The organism is Acinetobacter sp. ACIN00229, from assembly GCF_016106645.1.
GTDB classification, from domain to species: Bacteria; Pseudomonadota; Gammaproteobacteria; order Pseudomonadales; family Moraxellaceae; genus Acinetobacter; species Acinetobacter oleivorans.
Genome location: NZ_JADWOM010000003.1, coordinates 42,929 through 59,880 on the forward strand (window position 1 = coordinate 42,929; position 16,952 = coordinate 59,880).

A 16,952-nucleotide genomic window follows, 5' to 3' on the forward strand; every position below is an offset into this window, starting at 1 on the left:
TATGTTTAGATATTTAAAAGATGGACTTTTATTAACACTGGTTTATTCTTTAGCTTTTTATTTGTTGTTAGTTTTATTTGTTTCTATATATATATATATATATGGAGTAATATATCAAAAGGGTTATATTTTTATTGATTTGTTAATTGAATATGGTTTTGATTTTATAAAGTATTTAATGGTTGGAGCATTTATTGGGTTTATAAAACATAATCTAAATTATTTTGGAGATAAATTAGGTTGGAATAGTAAAAAGGACAGGGGGTGATTAGTTATAGTAGATATTGCTAATGCGCTCGGCTGTCAAACAGATATTAAATTGCTCTAATATATTTGCACCTTATGTGGCAAATGTGATTGGCACAGTTGGAGATTCGGCATTAAATGCACAGTTAGCAGGTGTGATTGGGCAGAATACGGTAGAGAATATATTGACTCACCGGCTGATCGCAGAGATGCCAAAGCTGATACCAACCAGCTATATAATTCAGCATGTGCATCAGCTGGTTCTGCGGTATGTGATTTATATATAAGAAAAACTACATCACAAATAGGATGAGCGAAATGATAAAAAGTATATTGTTAGATTATGTGATGGGGAAATATAGAAGGATAATTTTTATAATTTGTACATGTATTGGTCTTTTAATTATTAGTCGCTTAATTATATTAGATAATTTTATATTTGGTGAGAAGTTTTTTGCTTTAGTTTTATCTTATTTGGCATTCATTGTTGCAATATATAATGGGTCGCCGGTTGGATTTCCTGCAGTAAATATAGGTTCTAATGATTTTGATATTAGTATGAGAGTCATATTCATAATATTGACTCTATCAATATTCATATATATATCATACTCGATATTTTAATCATAAAAATATGATTTTTTTAAGTGGCAGATATTTCTGATGATTTTTTAAATTTACTTGATAAATGATTAAAAACATAAAAAAAGAGCTATTGCCTAGCAATAGCTCTTTTTTATATCTGTTTGGGCAAAGTACTGCGGAACAAGGGGGGCACAGAGCGTTTGACCTGAAGAATTTGAAACTGAAATCCAAAATCTATAGATCGAAATTTTCATACCAGCTAGCCCAACTGTTTAGTTTTTTACCCGCATATTCTGCAGTGCCTTCAGCCCATTTTATATCATGCTTATCTCTCAATAGCTGCCCAACGAATGATGCAGTTAATTTTTTAGTTCCTGAATACAATTTCTTTATTAATATGGTTTCTTGAATACTAAGTTCATTTGTAATGGCATCGTAAAGATAAGATTCAATATTTTCAACGTTTTTAATTTTATTATCATCATCAACTAAATTATATCTTTTAAAAATCTCCACAGCTTTGGCATTACTACTACCATTTTTGTAATCGGAAATTTTCTTACCTCTCAGTTCATTATAAATATTTATAGTTAATTGAGGACTATTTCTTGGTATGAAAAAAGAAGATTGCTGGCGTCTAACGTTACTTACAGATGTTTTTACAAACCCTATATCTTTATAAAACCATGTGTACGTTTCAATTGTTCGAGACAAAAAACCTGTAATTTCTAGCCATTTGCACATTCTGATTGCATAGTATCTCCATGTTTTATCTGCGTAATCATTGTTAGAGTAAATACTTTTCATTAAGTCTATAAAGAAAGCCAAAGTAATATTTGTACCATTAGGTAAGTCTTTTAAACTTAACGTAATAATGTGCTTTTTAAATTTTTCTCTCATTAATGAGAGAATACTTTCCATGGAATTCTCCATAGTTAGTATTTCATCTGACAATGAATATTGACTATTTTCCCTTATTGCAATGCCAAATGTTAGTAAGTCTGTACCAATATTTTGAATGGTACCATCAGATAAATTTGTTTTAATTTCCAATTCTGGAATGGAAATTGGGGTACCTGTTAAGTGTTGTGCAACATTCCAGATAGCAAGAAAGTCATTTGATGGTAAATAGCGAAGAGCAATAATAGGAATACTCTCTGTTAATATATATTCTCTAAAAATATCCCAATAAATATTTAATCTAATACCACTTTTAATGATTAAACGTTTATGAAGTAGGTTCGTGACTACATCTTCTCCACAAGTATCAATCGTATCAACAAGATCGACAGGCGCTCTTTGAGCAATAAATTTTAAAGCTCTAACTTCATTAGGATTTAACTCTTCTAAATCACTAGCAAAAAGACTTGAAATATCAAGTTTATTTTCTAAAAGCTCCTCTTGCTTTTGGCCTGACAATATTTTTTCATGTAAATGAATGCATAGTTTCTTTAACAACCATGGATAACCCTGACTACTTACAATTAAGTTATGTCTTAAATCACTATGAACTTTCTCTCCAATTGCCTCCTCAAACTTATTTATAACAGCATTAGATTCTCTAACAGAAAATGGATTCAATTTTCTTACGATTCGATAATCTGATAAACGGTGCCAGAAGAAATAAGCAGGATGTTCTGAGTGGGTTGTACTATCAGTTTTCCATGCGAAACCTATGCATAAATTTGTTTTTAAACTAGCCGCATCTAATAGAATGTTCGTTGCATTATTAAATAGTTCGAATAACTCTGGTTTACTAAATAGTTCTTCAAATTGGTCAAAAACTAATACTACTAATTGCTTTGAACTTTCAAGACTATTTAAGTATTTAGATATTGATTCAGACTCTAAAGGATGGTTTACATTAGTTATTTGTAACTTAATAGTTGGATCACCAAAACCTTTTGTTTGGGCTTCTTGTAAAGTTTTTAACAAGGCTGAGTAAATATATTCAGGTGATTTAGCTGCACGAACATCAATAGCGTAAAGAAATAACTTTTGTTTTTGATGGCGATTTTTAGCTTTTTCAGAAAGAGTAATAATCAAAGAACTCTTTCCTAATCCAGAGTTGCCAGTAATAGCAAAAATTCTAGTATTTATTTCATTTGCTCTAATCTTCTTAAAAAAGTCAAAAATTTCTTGAATATCCTTAGTCCTTCCCACGAAATCCTGAGGACGTGCAGGTCGATAGTCATTCCAATCTTCGCCTCTTTGAACTTCTACAACTTCAATTTGCGAGTCAAATAGAGGCTTCATCTCTTTTTTTGTATTTATAATTTTAGAAAAATCTAATTTAGAAAGACTACTATCTGTAGAGGCAATGTTATCTAGTAGTTCTTGATCTTCAACTAATATTCCTGTTTTTGCATAATAACATACAGCATTTGTGGGAATACCAGCACTTAATATGGTACTTACCCAAAAATTTCCAAAACTTGTAATTAATAAAAACCATTCACCAATGCTGTTTATATCAATGTGTTGTTCTAAATGTTCACGAGGTATTGAGCTAATAATTTTAGATGCTTGTAGTGATTCAATAATATCTGTTGATGAGTAGACTACTATACGGTCACCAAGAGGGCGACTAGGTAGTTCCTCACAGAATCCTTTTGCATCTTTACTAAATTCTGAAGTACCTATTAACCAACCCTCACTATAGTTCTCAAATACCACTGTACCAAATAATTGTCTTATGATTGGAGCATCAATTTTTTTATCTCTATATGCTTTACACTCAACATAAATTTTCTTCCCAGAAACCTTATGTTCACACAATAAATCTAATTCACTGCCAGTCTTTCGTACTTCTTCTGTCACTTGATAATTTTGTGCTTCAAGCATTTTTTTACACAGTTTTTCTAATAAATCACCCTTATCTTTTGTTGTAGCGGAGTTAGGAGTACAAATTTCAATATTCATTCGAAATACTCAAGATTTAATTATTTTCTACTGCCATAACCATATCAAAACTTTTACTACTCTTAAATACTTTAAAATTAATAAATTTCTTATGTAGTTATATTGAACAGCTACCTCAATAGAAAATATATTTTAATACTTTCTAAAAGCAATTCTTTAGTCTAAATACCTGAATGGTAGTACAAAGCAGTGGACAAGAAACCGAGCAGTTAGCCAAAGCCACCATGGGTCAAGGTACGTTAAGTAATGTTACAGTGAATACCAATCGTGATGTTAACAAATAGCCAAGAGATTACACGCGACCAAACCACAGAAATGTTGAATGGTAGTGTAACGGTAGATAGCAAATAAGTTAAAAGCTGGAAAGGCTGACAGCGTTAAAATTGATGTTAGATATTTGAGGTAGGGGAAGTAGTGATGCATTTGATATCTATAATGATGAAAAAGTATTAAAGGCCTTTTCTAATTTGAAAGGGCATCGAATTGTAGGCTTGGGTTATAATTCCGATGTAATACTTTTAGACTACTTGGCAGATCATTCTGCAATCACTCCATCAGATGCAGGAATACATTTTAAAGTGCAGTTTGATGAATTGTTTTCTAGAAATGACACCTTAGAGCAACAGAAAATTAAAATTTTTAAGCTAGAGAGTGACCTTAAAACAAAAAGTGATAATGTGATTGCATTGTCTGCTAATTTAAAACAACTATTCGATCGAACTGATATACAGACATTAATGAACGAAAATAAGAGATTGGTTGAACTTAATCATGAACTCAGACAACAAGTAAGCAGTAGACGGAAGGACGACGAAACTAACAAAAGAGGCTCCGTTGTGATGCTTATTATTACCGTTGCTGCTGTTATTGAGCAGTATTGGGGAAAATGATGTGAGTACAGTAGATAGAGCTAGGTTGATGATAGATGCTTTGAAAGATAAGTCATCGGTGCAGGAAGTCAAAAAGCAAATTTGTAATGATGACAATGATGACTGGAATTGTGTCAGTAAAGAAGCCTATGATTTGTATTTTGAAGAAGCACGTCAACGGCGCAAAGTAGATGAAAAAATTCGGCATGTAATTGTTACTCCGCTGGAAGAAATCGATGATCTCATTCAGTTGAATAACAATCTTGTACAATATGCCCTAAGTTTGCCATCAACTGTAACGGGGGCTGATGTATCGAATGTTCAAAAGTTAATTTCTGATATGCCAGCAAATGAACATAAAATTATAGATGCCTTTGCAAGTATTATCATGAATCCAGTAATGAGAGCGCGACAGAAAAAAGGGCGATTTGAGCACTTTGCTCCTTTTAAAAGCTTTGTCAACATAATTGAATCTGCTGTGATTTCTTATTATCGAGGTAATTTCATTGGTTCTTATTTGACCTTGATTCCTGTTGTTGAGGGGGTTCTCTTAAGGTGGCTTGATTATTTCGGAAAAGGTAAAAAGCCTAAGTTTGGTGATCTAAAGATGTTCTTTCGTAATTCTTATCAGAGACAACCATGCCCGGGTAATGTTTTGTTTTATGATGTTTTCACAAAAGCATGTGACAAGCTACTAACTGAACACTTATTTAAAGACTCACAAGAGGGTGATGCATATTCAAACTTTAATAGGCATCTAGCAGCTCATTTGCTTAGTGATTCACAGTTTGCTATTAGAGAAAATTGTGTCAGACTTTTTCTGACTCTGGACTTAATGTCAGAACTTTACTTGTATGAAACTTATTGTATTGATCCCAGATTTAAATTGAGTGCTGATGACATATCACTTGAATCGAATGAATATCTCAAACTAATGGTACAGTCACATAGTCCTGAAAAAGTTCTTTTACATGATAAGGAAGTTCACAAGCATGATATTTAATAGAAATATTACTGTACCATTAGAGTTGTTGTATAAATTAGTAACTATTATTTGAATTAATTAAAAAAATTAAAACTCTCTCTTTTCTATGCGACAATAATGTCGTGAAGCAAAATTTTTAAATATAGGCTTTAAGATGCTTTTGCAAAAAGTAACTCTTTTAAACTTTCGTTGTTATGAAAGATTAGAAATTAGTTTTAAAGAACGAACAACAGTATTGGTCGCTATCAACGGTCAAGGTAAAACTACAATTTTAGATAGCATCCGTATAGCATTGTGGCCTTATGTAAGTCAGTTTGATCTTGCAAAAACAGCTTTTGCCGATCCTGCAAATACGATTACTATTGATGATATTCGTATTATTAAAAAAGTTGATGGTGATCAATTAGAAATGGCTAGACAGCTACCTTCTTCAGTATCTGCTACATGTAATTTTGATGATAGAGTATTCTGTTGGGCACGTATTCGTGATAGTGAAGCAAAATTGTCACGAACGAAAGATGATAGTGGTACTAAAAAGCTAAAAGATTATGCTAAAAAAATACAAGAAAGAATTAGGAATTTAGACCAAAGCACTTTGGATTTACCTGTTTTTGGCTATTACGGTACGGGACGTTTATGGAAAGAAAAGCGTTTAACTGAGAGTAAAAAGAATACTCGTGATGAGGTCAATGCCAAAATTAGAACCTTTGCCTATCAAGATTGTTTAGACCCAGCTTCAAGTTTTAAGCAATTTGAAGATTGGTTTATTGCTGAATATAAACATGACTTTGCGAAAAAAATAATAGCTTTGGAAAAAGGAGTCACTACTTTGCCAGCAGCTAACGATACAATATTAGCAGTGAAAGGAGCGGTAGATATAATTCTAGAAACTGTAGGCTGGAAAAATCTGACGTACAGCCAACAGTATGAATCCTTAATTCTAGAGCATGAGGATTATGGAGTCATGAAAATGTCCCAGCTCAGTGATGGGATTAAAAATATGATTGGTATGATTGCTGATATAGCTTATCGTTGTGTGTTGCTTAACGGGCATTTAGGAAAAGACGCTGCCAGACTTTCAACTGGCCTAGTAATGATTGATGAAATTGATATGCATCTTCATCCTCAATGGCAACAAGACGTAATTTCTTCGTTAGAAAAAGCATTTGAAAATATACAGTTTATTGTTACTACTCATAGCCCTCAGGTTTTAACGACAGTTAATTCAACAAGTATTTGTATACTGGAAAATGGACAAATGCATGATGCGCCAGAAGGAAGTCAAGGGGCAGAGTCGGCACGATTATTGAAGCGTATTTTTGGTGTAGAAACTAGACCTGAAGATTTAGAAATAACGAAAAAATTAAGGGCCTATGAACAGTTGGTATATAAGGATAAGTGGGGCGAAAAGGAAGCTTTAGAATTAAGGATACAATTGGATGAGTCGTTTGGTGATGAGGAGCCATTATTAGATGAACTTGATCTATATATCGAAAATAGGGAATGGGAATTAGAACTTGAAAAAAATCAATAAGTCACCTCCCCCTAATCCTTTAACAGAATTTTATGATTCTTATGAAAAGGGGAGTTGGAATGATTTTAGAGAACATTCAAACAGCTATGATCGACTTAAGGAGCTAATTTTTTTAGATCAGGGAGGACTTTGTGGTTACTGTGAAGATGATATTAGTGATTTAGATATAACCAAACGACAAATCGAACATTTCCATGATAAGTCAGATAAAGATTATTCTATAAATAACTGGGCATTAGATTGGAATAATGTTTTTGGAGTATGTAAGGGTGGGTCGGATCAAAAAGCAAAGTTTCCTACGCCACAAAATTTAAGTTGTGATGCACATAAAAATCATTACTTAAATTCTCCTATTACTGAGGGCGTATATCTTAATCCTTTGGAAATTCCGCATTTAGCTATTTTTAGCTTCGATAGAGCTACTGGTTTTTTGGTTCCAAATGATGAAATATGTAAATTACTAGATGACTATAAGCCAAATAATTATAGTAATTTTAGAGAGTTGGTAGTTGAGACTATTAAAGTCTTGAATCTGAATTGTGATCGCCTAGCGCAAAAACGTAGGAAGATTTTGTTTCAATATAATCGTATTATACAACATGCAAGAGAAATGAATAATATTCAGATTCATGAACAAGTAGCTCAACGTTGGTTTCAAAAAAAATGGCCTTCTTTTTTTACTGTGAGACGGTGTTTATTAGGAGAAATAGCTGAACAGTATTTATCAGAAAATGGGTACTCTAGTCTGGATTAATTTCTTCAAAATTATGATGAAGTTGCAAAGCGCTAGGGGGATTCAGTAGAATAAATTTATTGGTTACTTCAAGACATTATTGTTTAATGGTGGTGGAGAATTTTCTTAATACATATCCAGTAATTGGTTTGTTCTCGCGAATAATTTCAACTTTTAACCATCTTATAGCAAGTTCAGGTTCGTCATGAATTGTAAGGATTTGCCCAATACTGAGAGCTTCAATTATTTCTGCCGAAGAGGATGGGATAGTGTATAAGTAAGTTTCTTGCAAAACTACTCGTTTTCCTTTGAATATATCTGAATCAAAAGTTGATAATTCTGTTTTTATTAATGCTTTAATTTCTTCTTTTGTTTGATTTGGTTTTAAAATACTTTGAATTCTGTCGTGAAAAATACTACTTAATAAATTGATAACAAGCGAATTTAATGTACTGGCAGAAGATGCAGCAGTCATTACACAGGCAAGAAATAAACTCGAAATATAAATTAGATAATAAACTCGGGCTTTTGCTTCATTTGATAATTTATAAAAACGATTCTGTCTCTCATCTACAGATAAATCTTCCTCACTATCATGAAAATAATGGCTTACTTCTTCTTCTATTTGAAGTTCTGGTGAAATATCTAAGGCAAGATCAGTGTGAATATCTAGATCAGTATCATTAGAAATATTATTAAAATTAGGTGGATAGATTTCTTGCATTGTTCTTGCAATTGACATCATATCTGAATTGGCAAGTGCAGAAGAAATAGACTTAAAATAATTATCATTAAAATAGTACTTCCCGTTCATTGACATAAAGGGGAACTGCTCAGCGATTTGATTACTTTTCATAAAAAAAGAATTTTCGAATGCCTTACTCACCTTTACTATTGTAGGTTCTTCAAGTGTCTGAAAAAGTTTTGAAGTAGTGGATTTTTCAAATGCTCTAATTAATTTTAAGGTAGGAGATTCTTCTAAATCCTTCATTATTTTTATAGTTGGATTAAGATCATTCATAGTTTTAAAAATTGCTGATCGATTATTATAGAATTTTCTTAACGCAGATCCTCCTGTTGCAGCATCAATGAGCTTTTGTGTTCTTTGATTTTCTTCTATAAAAGCTTGTATTTGAGGGTTATTAAACCAGAAGTTATCTATTTTATTGTCTTTAGACATAGTGTTACAACTATATTTATTTAAGAATATTCTTGTATCCTACAACTTCAGACTATCATGTCAATAAGGTTGGTTTGATGCCTTATCAAAAGAATTGTATTAGTTTTAAAGTATTAATTTATTCGTTAACTATTTAGAAAAGAAAATATATTTTGAGTGAGATATGAAAGCTTATAATTTTATCTTTACGTATGCCATGTCCCAGAGTGGGTACCATAGTGACAAGAAATGTGAATCAATAAAAAAATTAGAAAATAAGATTGGCAATAGGCAAATAGAAAAATGGACTAAACTAGATAAAGTAGAAAATACTTTTATAGGTGAGTTAGTACTTCACACTTGTAGTATTTCTGAAAAAAGGGAAGAAGCTAAGCAGATTGTAAGAACTGTATTCGAAGAGATGATGTTTGAAATAGAAGTATATAGTGATGTTACTTTTACTATAGCTATGTTGGTTGATGGGTTAGGTGAATATTTGGAATTTAATGCGTAGTTTGTGTAACTTAAGATATATCAACAATCGTTAAATCAGTGTTGATATATCTGCTACAACTACACTATTAAAATTTTTGTTTTTGCCATTAGGTCCAAAGGTCGCTTACAAGCATCAGGTAATCTTTGGTAGTAGCAAATCGTTGAAAGACTCCTGTAATATTAATCAATAGTTTAATGTTTAGTGTTGTTAAAAATAACAGTGATTATAATGCAATCAGTGCGAGCTTATACGAGACTGAATTTTGCTTATTTCGAAAGCTCATATGTTTGAATAGACTTTTTCAACTGATCAATTGGAAGATAGAACTCATCCTTAAAGCCCAATTTCTTCATAAAAGCTTGGCAATCCTTATTTGGGCATTCTATTTGTAAAAATTCATATCCAAATTTTTCTCCGAAATTGCAGAGTTCTTTCAATAAAGCAGTTCCATAACCTTTATTCTGTTTTTTAAACCCGATACGAGCGACTACAATATATTTCTTATCTTTATGGTCGGCGAATGCATATTTTCCGAATCTGAGATAGAGATCATCAAAACTTTTACTAAATGCAATATTCACATTCGTTTGAGGTTTCTTTTGACTTAGTTGCATGGATGAAACCCATGGACGCGAATATCCTAATTTTTCTATAGCAAACCTTCGAACTAAACCCGAGATTTCATTTTGTTCATCTAGTCCGATGAACTCATCTTCTTCTGATGATTGGAATGATTTTGTATTCATTTTTACTCCAAAACTATAATATCAATAATTAGCTAAGCAGGTCAAAGTATTAAAGACTTTTGCTATCCTCGACCTAAAATTGTGCTATTTAAGTGACCTCCTCATGCACAGGCATTTCAGCTTTTCCATCTAAAAAGTCTGCATACCATTGAAGCATAGAGCGTCTGTTTCTCAGCCATTTAGCATGGTTATAAGTTGCTCTTGTTTTATCATTATCAGTATGTGATAACTGTTTTTCAATCCATCTATCATCACTACCTAATTCATTTAAATATGTTGATGCAGTAGCCCTAGCATCATGGGGGGAGACATCATTCATTTTCAAAGCATCAAGAGCAAAATTTAGAGTAGAGCGGCCTAACATTTTTTCAGGTTTGCCAAGGGCAAGTTGCATTGGCGAAGAGAATACAAACTGACATTTTGCAGTGATTGTGTATTGCTCTTTCAGTATGCTAAAAGCCTGATCAGATAAGGGCAGTAGATGAATTTTATTATTTTTCATGGCACGCTTACCTTCAATGATTTCTTGAAAGGTGCGCTCTGGAAATGTAATGGTTTTATTTTCCCAATCAACCCAAGCCCATTCTAATCTTCTTACTTCAATAGTACGTAACATTGTATAAAATAGAAAATTAAGAGCATTTCTTGTTGTTTGTGCTCCATTATATAAAGGTATTCTTTCTTTCAGTTCACGTATTTCCTTCATCGATAACGGTCTGGCATGATTAATTTTTTTGCGTTTTATAATACCTTTAACTGCATATGTAGGATCAACCTCTGCTAATCCTTTCATAATACAAGACCGCATGATCATCCCAATAAAAGTTTTATTTACAATTGCCGTTGTTTCACCAGTACTTGGTTTCAGCTTTTGTGACCGAGTTGATGTTCTGATACGTTCCATGGTGTTATTGATAATGAGTAAAACATGTTTGCTGGTTACATCTTTTGGATGTAAATGCCCGATTACTGGGTAAATATCTGTTTTTAATCCATACTCAATAAGCTTTTTATAATCATCTGATTTATCAATTTTATGTTTTTCTTTCCATTCATCTCCATATTTTTTAAAAGTCTCTTGTTCTGTCTCTAAAGCAAGGCGAGCGGTTTCATTACGATGAGCGACAGGGTTTATTCCTTTAGCCAGTAAGGCCCTATCTCTAGCATGATATTCACGTGCTTCAGCAAGAGATATTGCTGGGTATTCTCCATAAGTAATAGAACCTTCTTTTTTATTTAAAGAGAATTTGTGAATCCAAACTTTTTTCCCACTTGGTCTGACTTCTATATAAAGTCTATCTGCATCAAGTTTACGATAGGGTTTGTCTTGTGGTTTTAAGTTTTTGACTTGAGTATCTTTTAACATGATGAAAAAAACGGGTAAGAGGACTGGGATATACCCGTCATCTTACCCGTTTCTATAGTGTTTTCAAGCGAAGTAATAAGAAGTAATAAGCAATTAGTTCATATTTGTTTTGTATAAAAATCAATACCTTGTGAATTTATATGAACTCAAGCGAAGTAACTTAGTCTTTAAAGTTATTAAACTGTAATGGCACACCAAATTGCTGTTCACGTAAAAAATTCATGACTTGTTGTAAAGTGTCACGCTTTTTATCTGTTACACGAATTTTGTCGCCTTGGATAGAAGATTGCACTTTAACGCCACTTTCTTTAATGGCTTTATTAATTTTTTTTGCAGTATCTGAGTCAAGACCGTCTTTAAGTTTAATCACTTGTACAAAATTTTTGCCTGAAGCAGCAGCTTTTTGTGGATCAAGTGCTTGTACATCAATTTTACGTTTATAAAAGTGATTTTCTAACATGTTGTAAACTTGTTCACACTGAAAATCGCTTTCTGTACTGATTTTAATTTCTTTATTTTTTTCGTTTATTTCGACTGAAACATCATGACCACGGAAGTCAAAGCGTGTTGCAATCTCTTTTTGTGTGTTTTGTACAGCATGATTAACCTCAAATAACTCTAATTCAGAGACAATATCGAAAGAAGGCATAGTTTAGACCTTTACAAAGTGAAAGAATATTTGAGATGCTAAGAGGGTTTTCTTCATTTGCCAAGTGTTGTTTACATCAAAGGAGTGCACAATGATCCGTAAACAAGAAATTACAACATTTGAATTCCCAGAAAATGCTGTTATCTGGGATGTCCGTGATACTAATGCTTATGCAGAAGGGCATGTTAAAGGTGCGGTGAATCGCCCGATTAATGATTTGAATGCTGATATTTTGAACCAGGTCTCTGCGGGTCAGCCGATTTATATTTTATGTGGTGGTGGTAGCAAAGCTCCTCGTGCAGCTGAGAAACTAGAAGGATTGGATGCCTCGCGTGAATATGTCGTGCTGATGGGGGGGACACGTGCAGCTCGTGATGCTGGCTTGCCTCTAGAGCAGGGCGCATAAAAAAAAGCACCTTAGGGTGCTTTTTTATTGAAGAGAACTATTGCGGTTTGAAATACGGCTTTTTAGGTTTTACTTTTTTTTGAAATCTTTGCGGATTCAGTTTTTGTAATAAACTGTCCGGTACTGGGCAAGCCTCTCCTAATATCTGGGCAACCAAGATCTCGCTACATAGAGGAGCAAATAGAAAGCCCTTAGAACCAAGACCCGCAAAAGTAGCAATTCGACTATTCTCAAGCATTTTTCCGACCAGAGGAAAATAATCTAAGCTTTGTGCACGGATAGATGCACGGCCTTGCCACGTCGAAGTTGATGGTAACTTTTCTGCATATGCAGGGAATACGCTGTGGATTAATTCAAAGTTATGCACATGATCTTCGGGAAGCACATCTTGATCTTCACGATTTGGGTAAAAAGATGCACCTAAAATTATCTGTGAAGCATCAAGTTGCATACAATACCCACCATAGCTATAAGCTTCATTTAAAGGTAGGGGAGCAAAAGAATTATTAACCCAGCTCACTTGTCCGCGTATTGGTTTTAACTGTGGATAGCTTTCAAATAAAGCAGCACTTCCCCGAGCACAGCACACAACAGCATGGTCTGCTTCAGCAATAACTTCATTATCAGCCTGCAATTGAACTTTATTTTCAAAAGGAACCAGTGCTGTGACATGGGCAATTTTTAGAGCAATTAAAGGGTGTTGTAAAATTTCATCACGTAGTTGATGTGGTGAAACAGAACCCGCTTCGGTCAGTGAAACACTAGAATATGCAGTTTCAAGTGAGTTTGTTGAATGGGTAACAACTTCTGCTGGATATTGGTTTACAAGATCGAGAAGTTCATCTGCATTTTTCAATGCGATTTGTTGTATTTGAAGTGGGCGGAATGCTTGAAAATTTTTATAAAAATTTAAAGCATGTTGCCAACTTAAAGTCATGAGATGTTCATGGCTTTGTTCAATCGGACATAGTTTAGGATTAAGCAATGCCAAAGGATTTCCAGAAGCACCAGATAATGCTTCTGTTTGCTCGTATAAGGTGACTTGATGCCCGCGTGCTGCAAATGCCCACGCCGTAGTTAAACCTGCTACACCGGCCCCAATTATCGCAATATGCTGCTGTTCTTTACCCAATGACTGAACTTGGTCTAATTGTGAGGATTCATCATCAGATTGAGGTGGATTCCAGATTGCTTTGAGCATTTCCCGTTTATGCCGAAAACCACGTGGACGAGAAATAGTAATATCGTGCGCCTTTAGCCCACGTTTTAAAACACCCGCGACACTAAAAGAGGAAAATGTGCTGCCATATTCTGAAAGACGAACAATATGGTTTAAAACATTTTGTTCCCACAGCTCTGGATTGCAAGAGGGCGCAAAGCCATCTAAAAACCAAGCATTTACTGCTTTAGTTTTCGCTATGCTTGGGAAAATGTCTTGTGCATCTCCTAGCCATAGGTCGATGCTAAAACGCTCGTTTGGAAAAGTTAAGCGATGACATCCAGCAATAGGGAGCGGATATTGTTCAATTAACTGCTCTGCAAGTGGTTTAAGCTCATCCCAGACATTTAAAGCCCGAATAAGGTCAGCTTTACTTAAGGGAAATTTTTCAACACTAATTGCATGTAAATGACTTTGATTGTCTGGACGAACTTGTTGCCAAAGTTGCCAGAGTGCAAGAATGTTTAAACCTGTACCAAAACCAGTTTCTCCTACACTGAAATATTCAAAATCTTTTAGATTGGCTAAGCGTTCTGATAAGTCATTACCATTTAGAAAAACATGTCGTGTTTCAAGTAAGCCATTATCTTTAGAGAAATAGACATCACCAAATTGTTTGGAAATGGGAACCTCGATACCATCGATTAATTCCCAGTCCAGTTCTGCTGTTTGGATACGGTTTGATACGTTCATTTGGTTTAATAGATTGTTTCGATTTACCACTGGCGTCGACGTTTTGTATGGATATAACTAGCAATAAAGAATCCTAGCAATACGCCACCCGCTAAGGTAACCGCGCCATATAAAAACATTTGTGCACTACGTTCGCTTTGTAAAACTTGAACCTGAACAGAGAGGCTGTCGTTTTTTAACTGTAGCTCTTGGTTCTGAGCAAGTGCTTCAAGATTGGCATGTTCTAACTGTTTTAAGCGAGATGCTTGATCTTGAACTAAAGCTTTGATTTTCGCATCTTGCTGTTGTTTATTCTTTACGAGTTGTTCAGCTGTAAGTGGTTGAGCTGTAGTCGATGTTTTTACACCTGTTGGTGCTGTAGGAGCGGGTTTAGCTGCCTGAGTTGAAGGCGCGCTTGGAGGAGGTGTTGCTGGTGTTGCAGCAGGTTCAACTGCTCCAGCAGTTGAACATATCAAACACAAGCCAAGAAAGCTTTTGATTGCAGGCGGCATGCGATTACCCTTTTGGAAATGCTTTATTGAACGGTTTTACATCAATATGGGCATAAATGCCTTCTTTGAGAAATGGTTCTTCTTTTAACCATTCATCTAATGCTTCGCGACTGTCGAATTCAACAATCATGGTGCTACCATAGAAGCCTGCTTGTGGATCATTAGGATCTTTTGGCATAGCACCCGCTGTAACAAGGCGGCCTTCATCATCGAGTTTTTGTAGACGTTCGATATGCTGAGGGCGTACTGCTAAGCGTTTCTCTAAAGTTCCTTCGTTATCGGTACAGCTTAGAACAAAAAAAGGCATGTAATCGTATCTCTATAATCAATCAGGAACCACTTTAAGCGTCTGGTGACTTAAAATGCTTACGTAAAATAATGAACTGAATAATGATAAATGAAAACATCACAATCATGTCACCAAATGCAGTAAATTCGCCCCAATATTTTCCGCCGTGAAATAAAAATGCGAAGAACACATGTAAACAAGACATCACGACAAACATGGCTGCCCAGGCGAAGTTTAGATTTTTCCAACCTTTTTCACTTAACTCTAAAATAGGATCAAATAAACGTCGTATGAGTGGCTTACGGTCTTTACCAAACCAAGGTGAAACCAAGAATGCGCCTGCAAAAACCAAATTTAAAATTGCAGCTTTCAGACGAATATAGAAATCATCACTTAGCATGAGCGTGATGCCACCAAAAATCACAGTCATAAACAATACAAACCATTGTTGTTTATCTAGACGGAATTTTTGGAAAATAAATAGGGCACCATATACCACGAGCATTGAAATAATTAGACCAGTAGTTGCTACAAGAATATTATTATTATCTGCACCGCCAGCAGACCCGATCAGTTTAAGTAAAGGATGCTGTGCGTTAGCTGGATCAACTGTTTTATATAAATAGAAGAAAATAATTAATGGAACAAAGTCCAGAAGTGCTTTCATGTTAGAGTATCTGATCAGGTTTGGTGAATGGCATAGTATAAAAGATGCAAGGCATAGATTTACATACACATAGCAATATTTCTGATGGAACTTTGTCTCCGGAATTACTGGTGCAAGCTGCTATTGATGTGAATTTGCATACTTTGGCTTTAACTGATCACGATACAATGGACGGATTGCAGCGAGCTAGAATTGCTGCGCAAGGTCATGATTTAAAAATCATTTCTGGTACGGAAATTTCGAGTCAGTGGTCACGCCCAACAACCAAAAAGAGTTATGGTGTACATATTGTTGCTTTAAACATGCAAGATGAAGCACCAATTTTAGAAGCATTAGAACAACAAAAAAGAGTACGAGCGCAAAGAGCTAAAGTCATTTGTGATTTATTAGAAAAATGTATTGGTTTTCAGATTTATGAAGATGTTCTTGCCAAAGTAGAAGATCAGGCAGACCGCATCACCAGAACACACATTGCTAAAACACTGGTCGAGAAAAAAGTTGTAACCCGTCCTCAACAAGCATTTGATCGTTTCTTAAAAGAGGGAAGACGTGCTTTTGTAAAGTTTGAAGGATTAGGGTTAAAAGAAACAATTGACATGATTCACGAAAGTAAAGGGTTGGCAGTTTTAGCACATCCGACTCGTTATGATTTATCTGCAACTAACGTTCGATATTTAATTGAATTGTTCGCAACTTCAGGTGGAGATGCAATTGAGTTACCTCCACCGATGGAAACTTTATCTACTCGCCAGATGATTGATCGGATGATTGAGCAATATCAATTAGCTGTATCGATTGGCAGTGATTTTCATGGTGAAAATATGCCATGGATTAAACTGGGAAATACACCTAAGCCAACGGCTAATCAGCAAGGTGTTTGGGAACGTTTTCTCTAAG

Annotated in this window: 16 protein-coding genes and 1 pseudogene; 8 read left to right on the top strand and 9 right to left on the bottom strand. The window is 34.5% G+C overall.

Features of this window, described 5'->3' with window-relative positions:
* Nucleotide 1 precedes the first annotated feature (1 nt).
* Nucleotides 2–268: a hypothetical protein gene (locus I7H67_RS03085; RefSeq protein WP_198307045.1), complete on the top strand. Its 267-nt coding sequence runs from the start codon at nt 2–4 to the stop codon at nt 266–268.
* A gap of 797 nt (nt 269–1,065) precedes the next feature.
* Here the strand turns inward: I7H67_RS03085 and I7H67_RS03090 are convergent.
* Nucleotides 1,066–3,753, bottom strand: coding sequence for a restriction endonuclease (locus tag I7H67_RS03090; protein ID WP_198307046.1), 2,688 nt, complete (start codon nt 3,751–3,753; stop codon nt 1,066–1,068).
* 419 nt (nt 3,754–4,172) lie between these two features.
* Between I7H67_RS03090 and I7H67_RS03095 the strand changes: the two are divergent.
* The 4 genes and pseudogenes from I7H67_RS03095 to I7H67_RS03110 all read left to right on the top strand — a co-directional run.
* A pseudogene (locus tag I7H67_RS03095) lies at nt 4,173–4,643 on the top strand (exodeoxyribonuclease VII large subunit); the annotation flags it as partial.
* Between the two features lies 1 nt (nt 4,644).
* A complete protein-coding gene (locus I7H67_RS03100) occupies nt 4,645–5,625 on the top strand; it encodes a hypothetical protein (RefSeq protein ID WP_320158867.1) in 981 nt (326 codons plus the stop codon).
* Nucleotides 5,626–5,761: 136 nt separating this feature from the next.
* Nucleotides 5,762–7,141: an AAA family ATPase gene (locus I7H67_RS03105; protein ID WP_198307047.1), complete on the top strand. Its 1,380-nt coding sequence runs from the start codon at nt 5,762–5,764 to the stop codon at nt 7,139–7,141.
* Nucleotides 7,125–7,895 carry a retron system putative HNH endonuclease gene (locus I7H67_RS03110; protein ID WP_198307048.1) on the top strand — a complete coding sequence of 257 codons (771 nt, stop codon included), beginning with the start codon at nt 7,125–7,127 and terminating at the stop codon, nt 7,893–7,895. Before I7H67_RS03105 ends, I7H67_RS03110 begins: the two co-directional genes overlap by 17 nt.
* A 76-nt stretch (nt 7,896–7,971) precedes the next feature.
* On the opposite strand, the gene I7H67_RS03115 is transcribed toward I7H67_RS03110, so the two are convergent.
* Nucleotides 7,972–9,054, bottom strand: a complete 1,083-nt coding sequence (locus I7H67_RS03115) for an SH3 domain-containing protein (protein ID WP_198307049.1) — start codon at nt 9,052–9,054, stop codon at nt 7,972–7,974.
* Nucleotides 9,055–9,217: 163 nt separating this feature from the next.
* Here I7H67_RS03115 and I7H67_RS03120 point away from each other — a divergent pair, with 163 nt between their 5' ends.
* On the top strand, nt 9,218–9,547 hold the full coding sequence (locus I7H67_RS03120) for a hypothetical protein (protein WP_198307050.1): 330 nt from the start codon (nt 9,218–9,220) through the stop codon (nt 9,545–9,547).
* Between the two features lie 248 nt (nt 9,548–9,795).
* Here I7H67_RS03120 and I7H67_RS03125 read toward each other — a convergent pair whose 3' ends face one another.
* The 3 genes from I7H67_RS03125 to I7H67_RS03135 form a co-directional block, all read right to left on the bottom strand.
* The gene (locus I7H67_RS03125) at nt 9,796–10,275 is read right to left on the bottom strand and encodes a GNAT family N-acetyltransferase (RefSeq protein WP_198307051.1); all 480 of its coding nucleotides are present in this window, start codon (nt 10,273–10,275) and stop codon (nt 9,796–9,798) included.
* An 88-nt stretch (nt 10,276–10,363) separates the two neighbouring features.
* A complete protein-coding gene (locus I7H67_RS03130; RefSeq protein ID WP_198307052.1) occupies nt 10,364–11,641 on the bottom strand; it encodes a tyrosine-type recombinase/integrase in 1,278 nt (425 codons plus the stop codon).
* A 160-nt stretch (nt 11,642–11,801) separates the two neighbouring features.
* A complete protein-coding gene (locus tag I7H67_RS03135; RefSeq protein ID WP_004789065.1) occupies nt 11,802–12,290 on the bottom strand; it encodes a YajQ family cyclic di-GMP-binding protein in 489 nt (162 codons plus the stop codon).
* Nucleotides 12,291–12,381: 91 nt separating this feature from the next.
* Between I7H67_RS03135 and I7H67_RS03140 the strand changes: the two genes are divergently transcribed.
* Entirely contained in the window at nt 12,382–12,696 is a 315-nt protein-coding gene (locus I7H67_RS03140; RefSeq protein ID WP_002116171.1) for a rhodanese-like domain-containing protein, read from the top strand.
* 37 nt (nt 12,697–12,733) lie between these two features.
* Here the strand turns inward: I7H67_RS03140 and mnmC are convergent, their stop codons facing one another.
* From mnmC to I7H67_RS03160, 4 genes are read right to left on the bottom strand one after another with little or no spacing between them, the layout of a single operon-like run.
* Complete coding sequence (gene mnmC, locus I7H67_RS03145; RefSeq protein WP_198307053.1) at nt 12,734–14,608, bottom strand: FAD-dependent 5-carboxymethylaminomethyl-2-thiouridine(34) oxidoreductase MnmC; 1,875 nt, start codon at nt 14,606–14,608, stop codon at nt 12,734–12,736.
* Nucleotides 14,609–14,631: 23 nt separating this feature from the next.
* Complete coding sequence (locus I7H67_RS03150; protein WP_192455221.1) at nt 14,632–15,099, bottom strand: hypothetical protein; 468 nt, start codon at nt 15,097–15,099, stop codon at nt 14,632–14,634.
* Between the two features lie 4 nt (nt 15,100–15,103).
* Entirely contained in the window at nt 15,104–15,406 is a 303-nt protein-coding gene (locus I7H67_RS03155) for a YciI family protein (protein WP_005309522.1), read from the bottom strand.
* A gap of 34 nt (nt 15,407–15,440) precedes the next feature.
* Nucleotides 15,441–16,055, bottom strand: coding sequence for a septation protein IspZ (locus I7H67_RS03160; protein WP_198307054.1), 615 nt, complete (start codon nt 16,053–16,055; stop codon nt 15,441–15,443).
* A 44-nt stretch (nt 16,056–16,099) separates the two neighbouring features.
* Here I7H67_RS03160 and I7H67_RS03165 point away from each other — a divergent pair, with 44 nt between their 5' ends.
* Nucleotides 16,100–16,951, top strand: coding sequence for a PHP domain-containing protein (locus tag I7H67_RS03165; protein ID WP_198307055.1), 852 nt, complete (start codon nt 16,100–16,102; stop codon nt 16,949–16,951).
* Nucleotide 16,952: the final 1 nt, after the last annotated feature.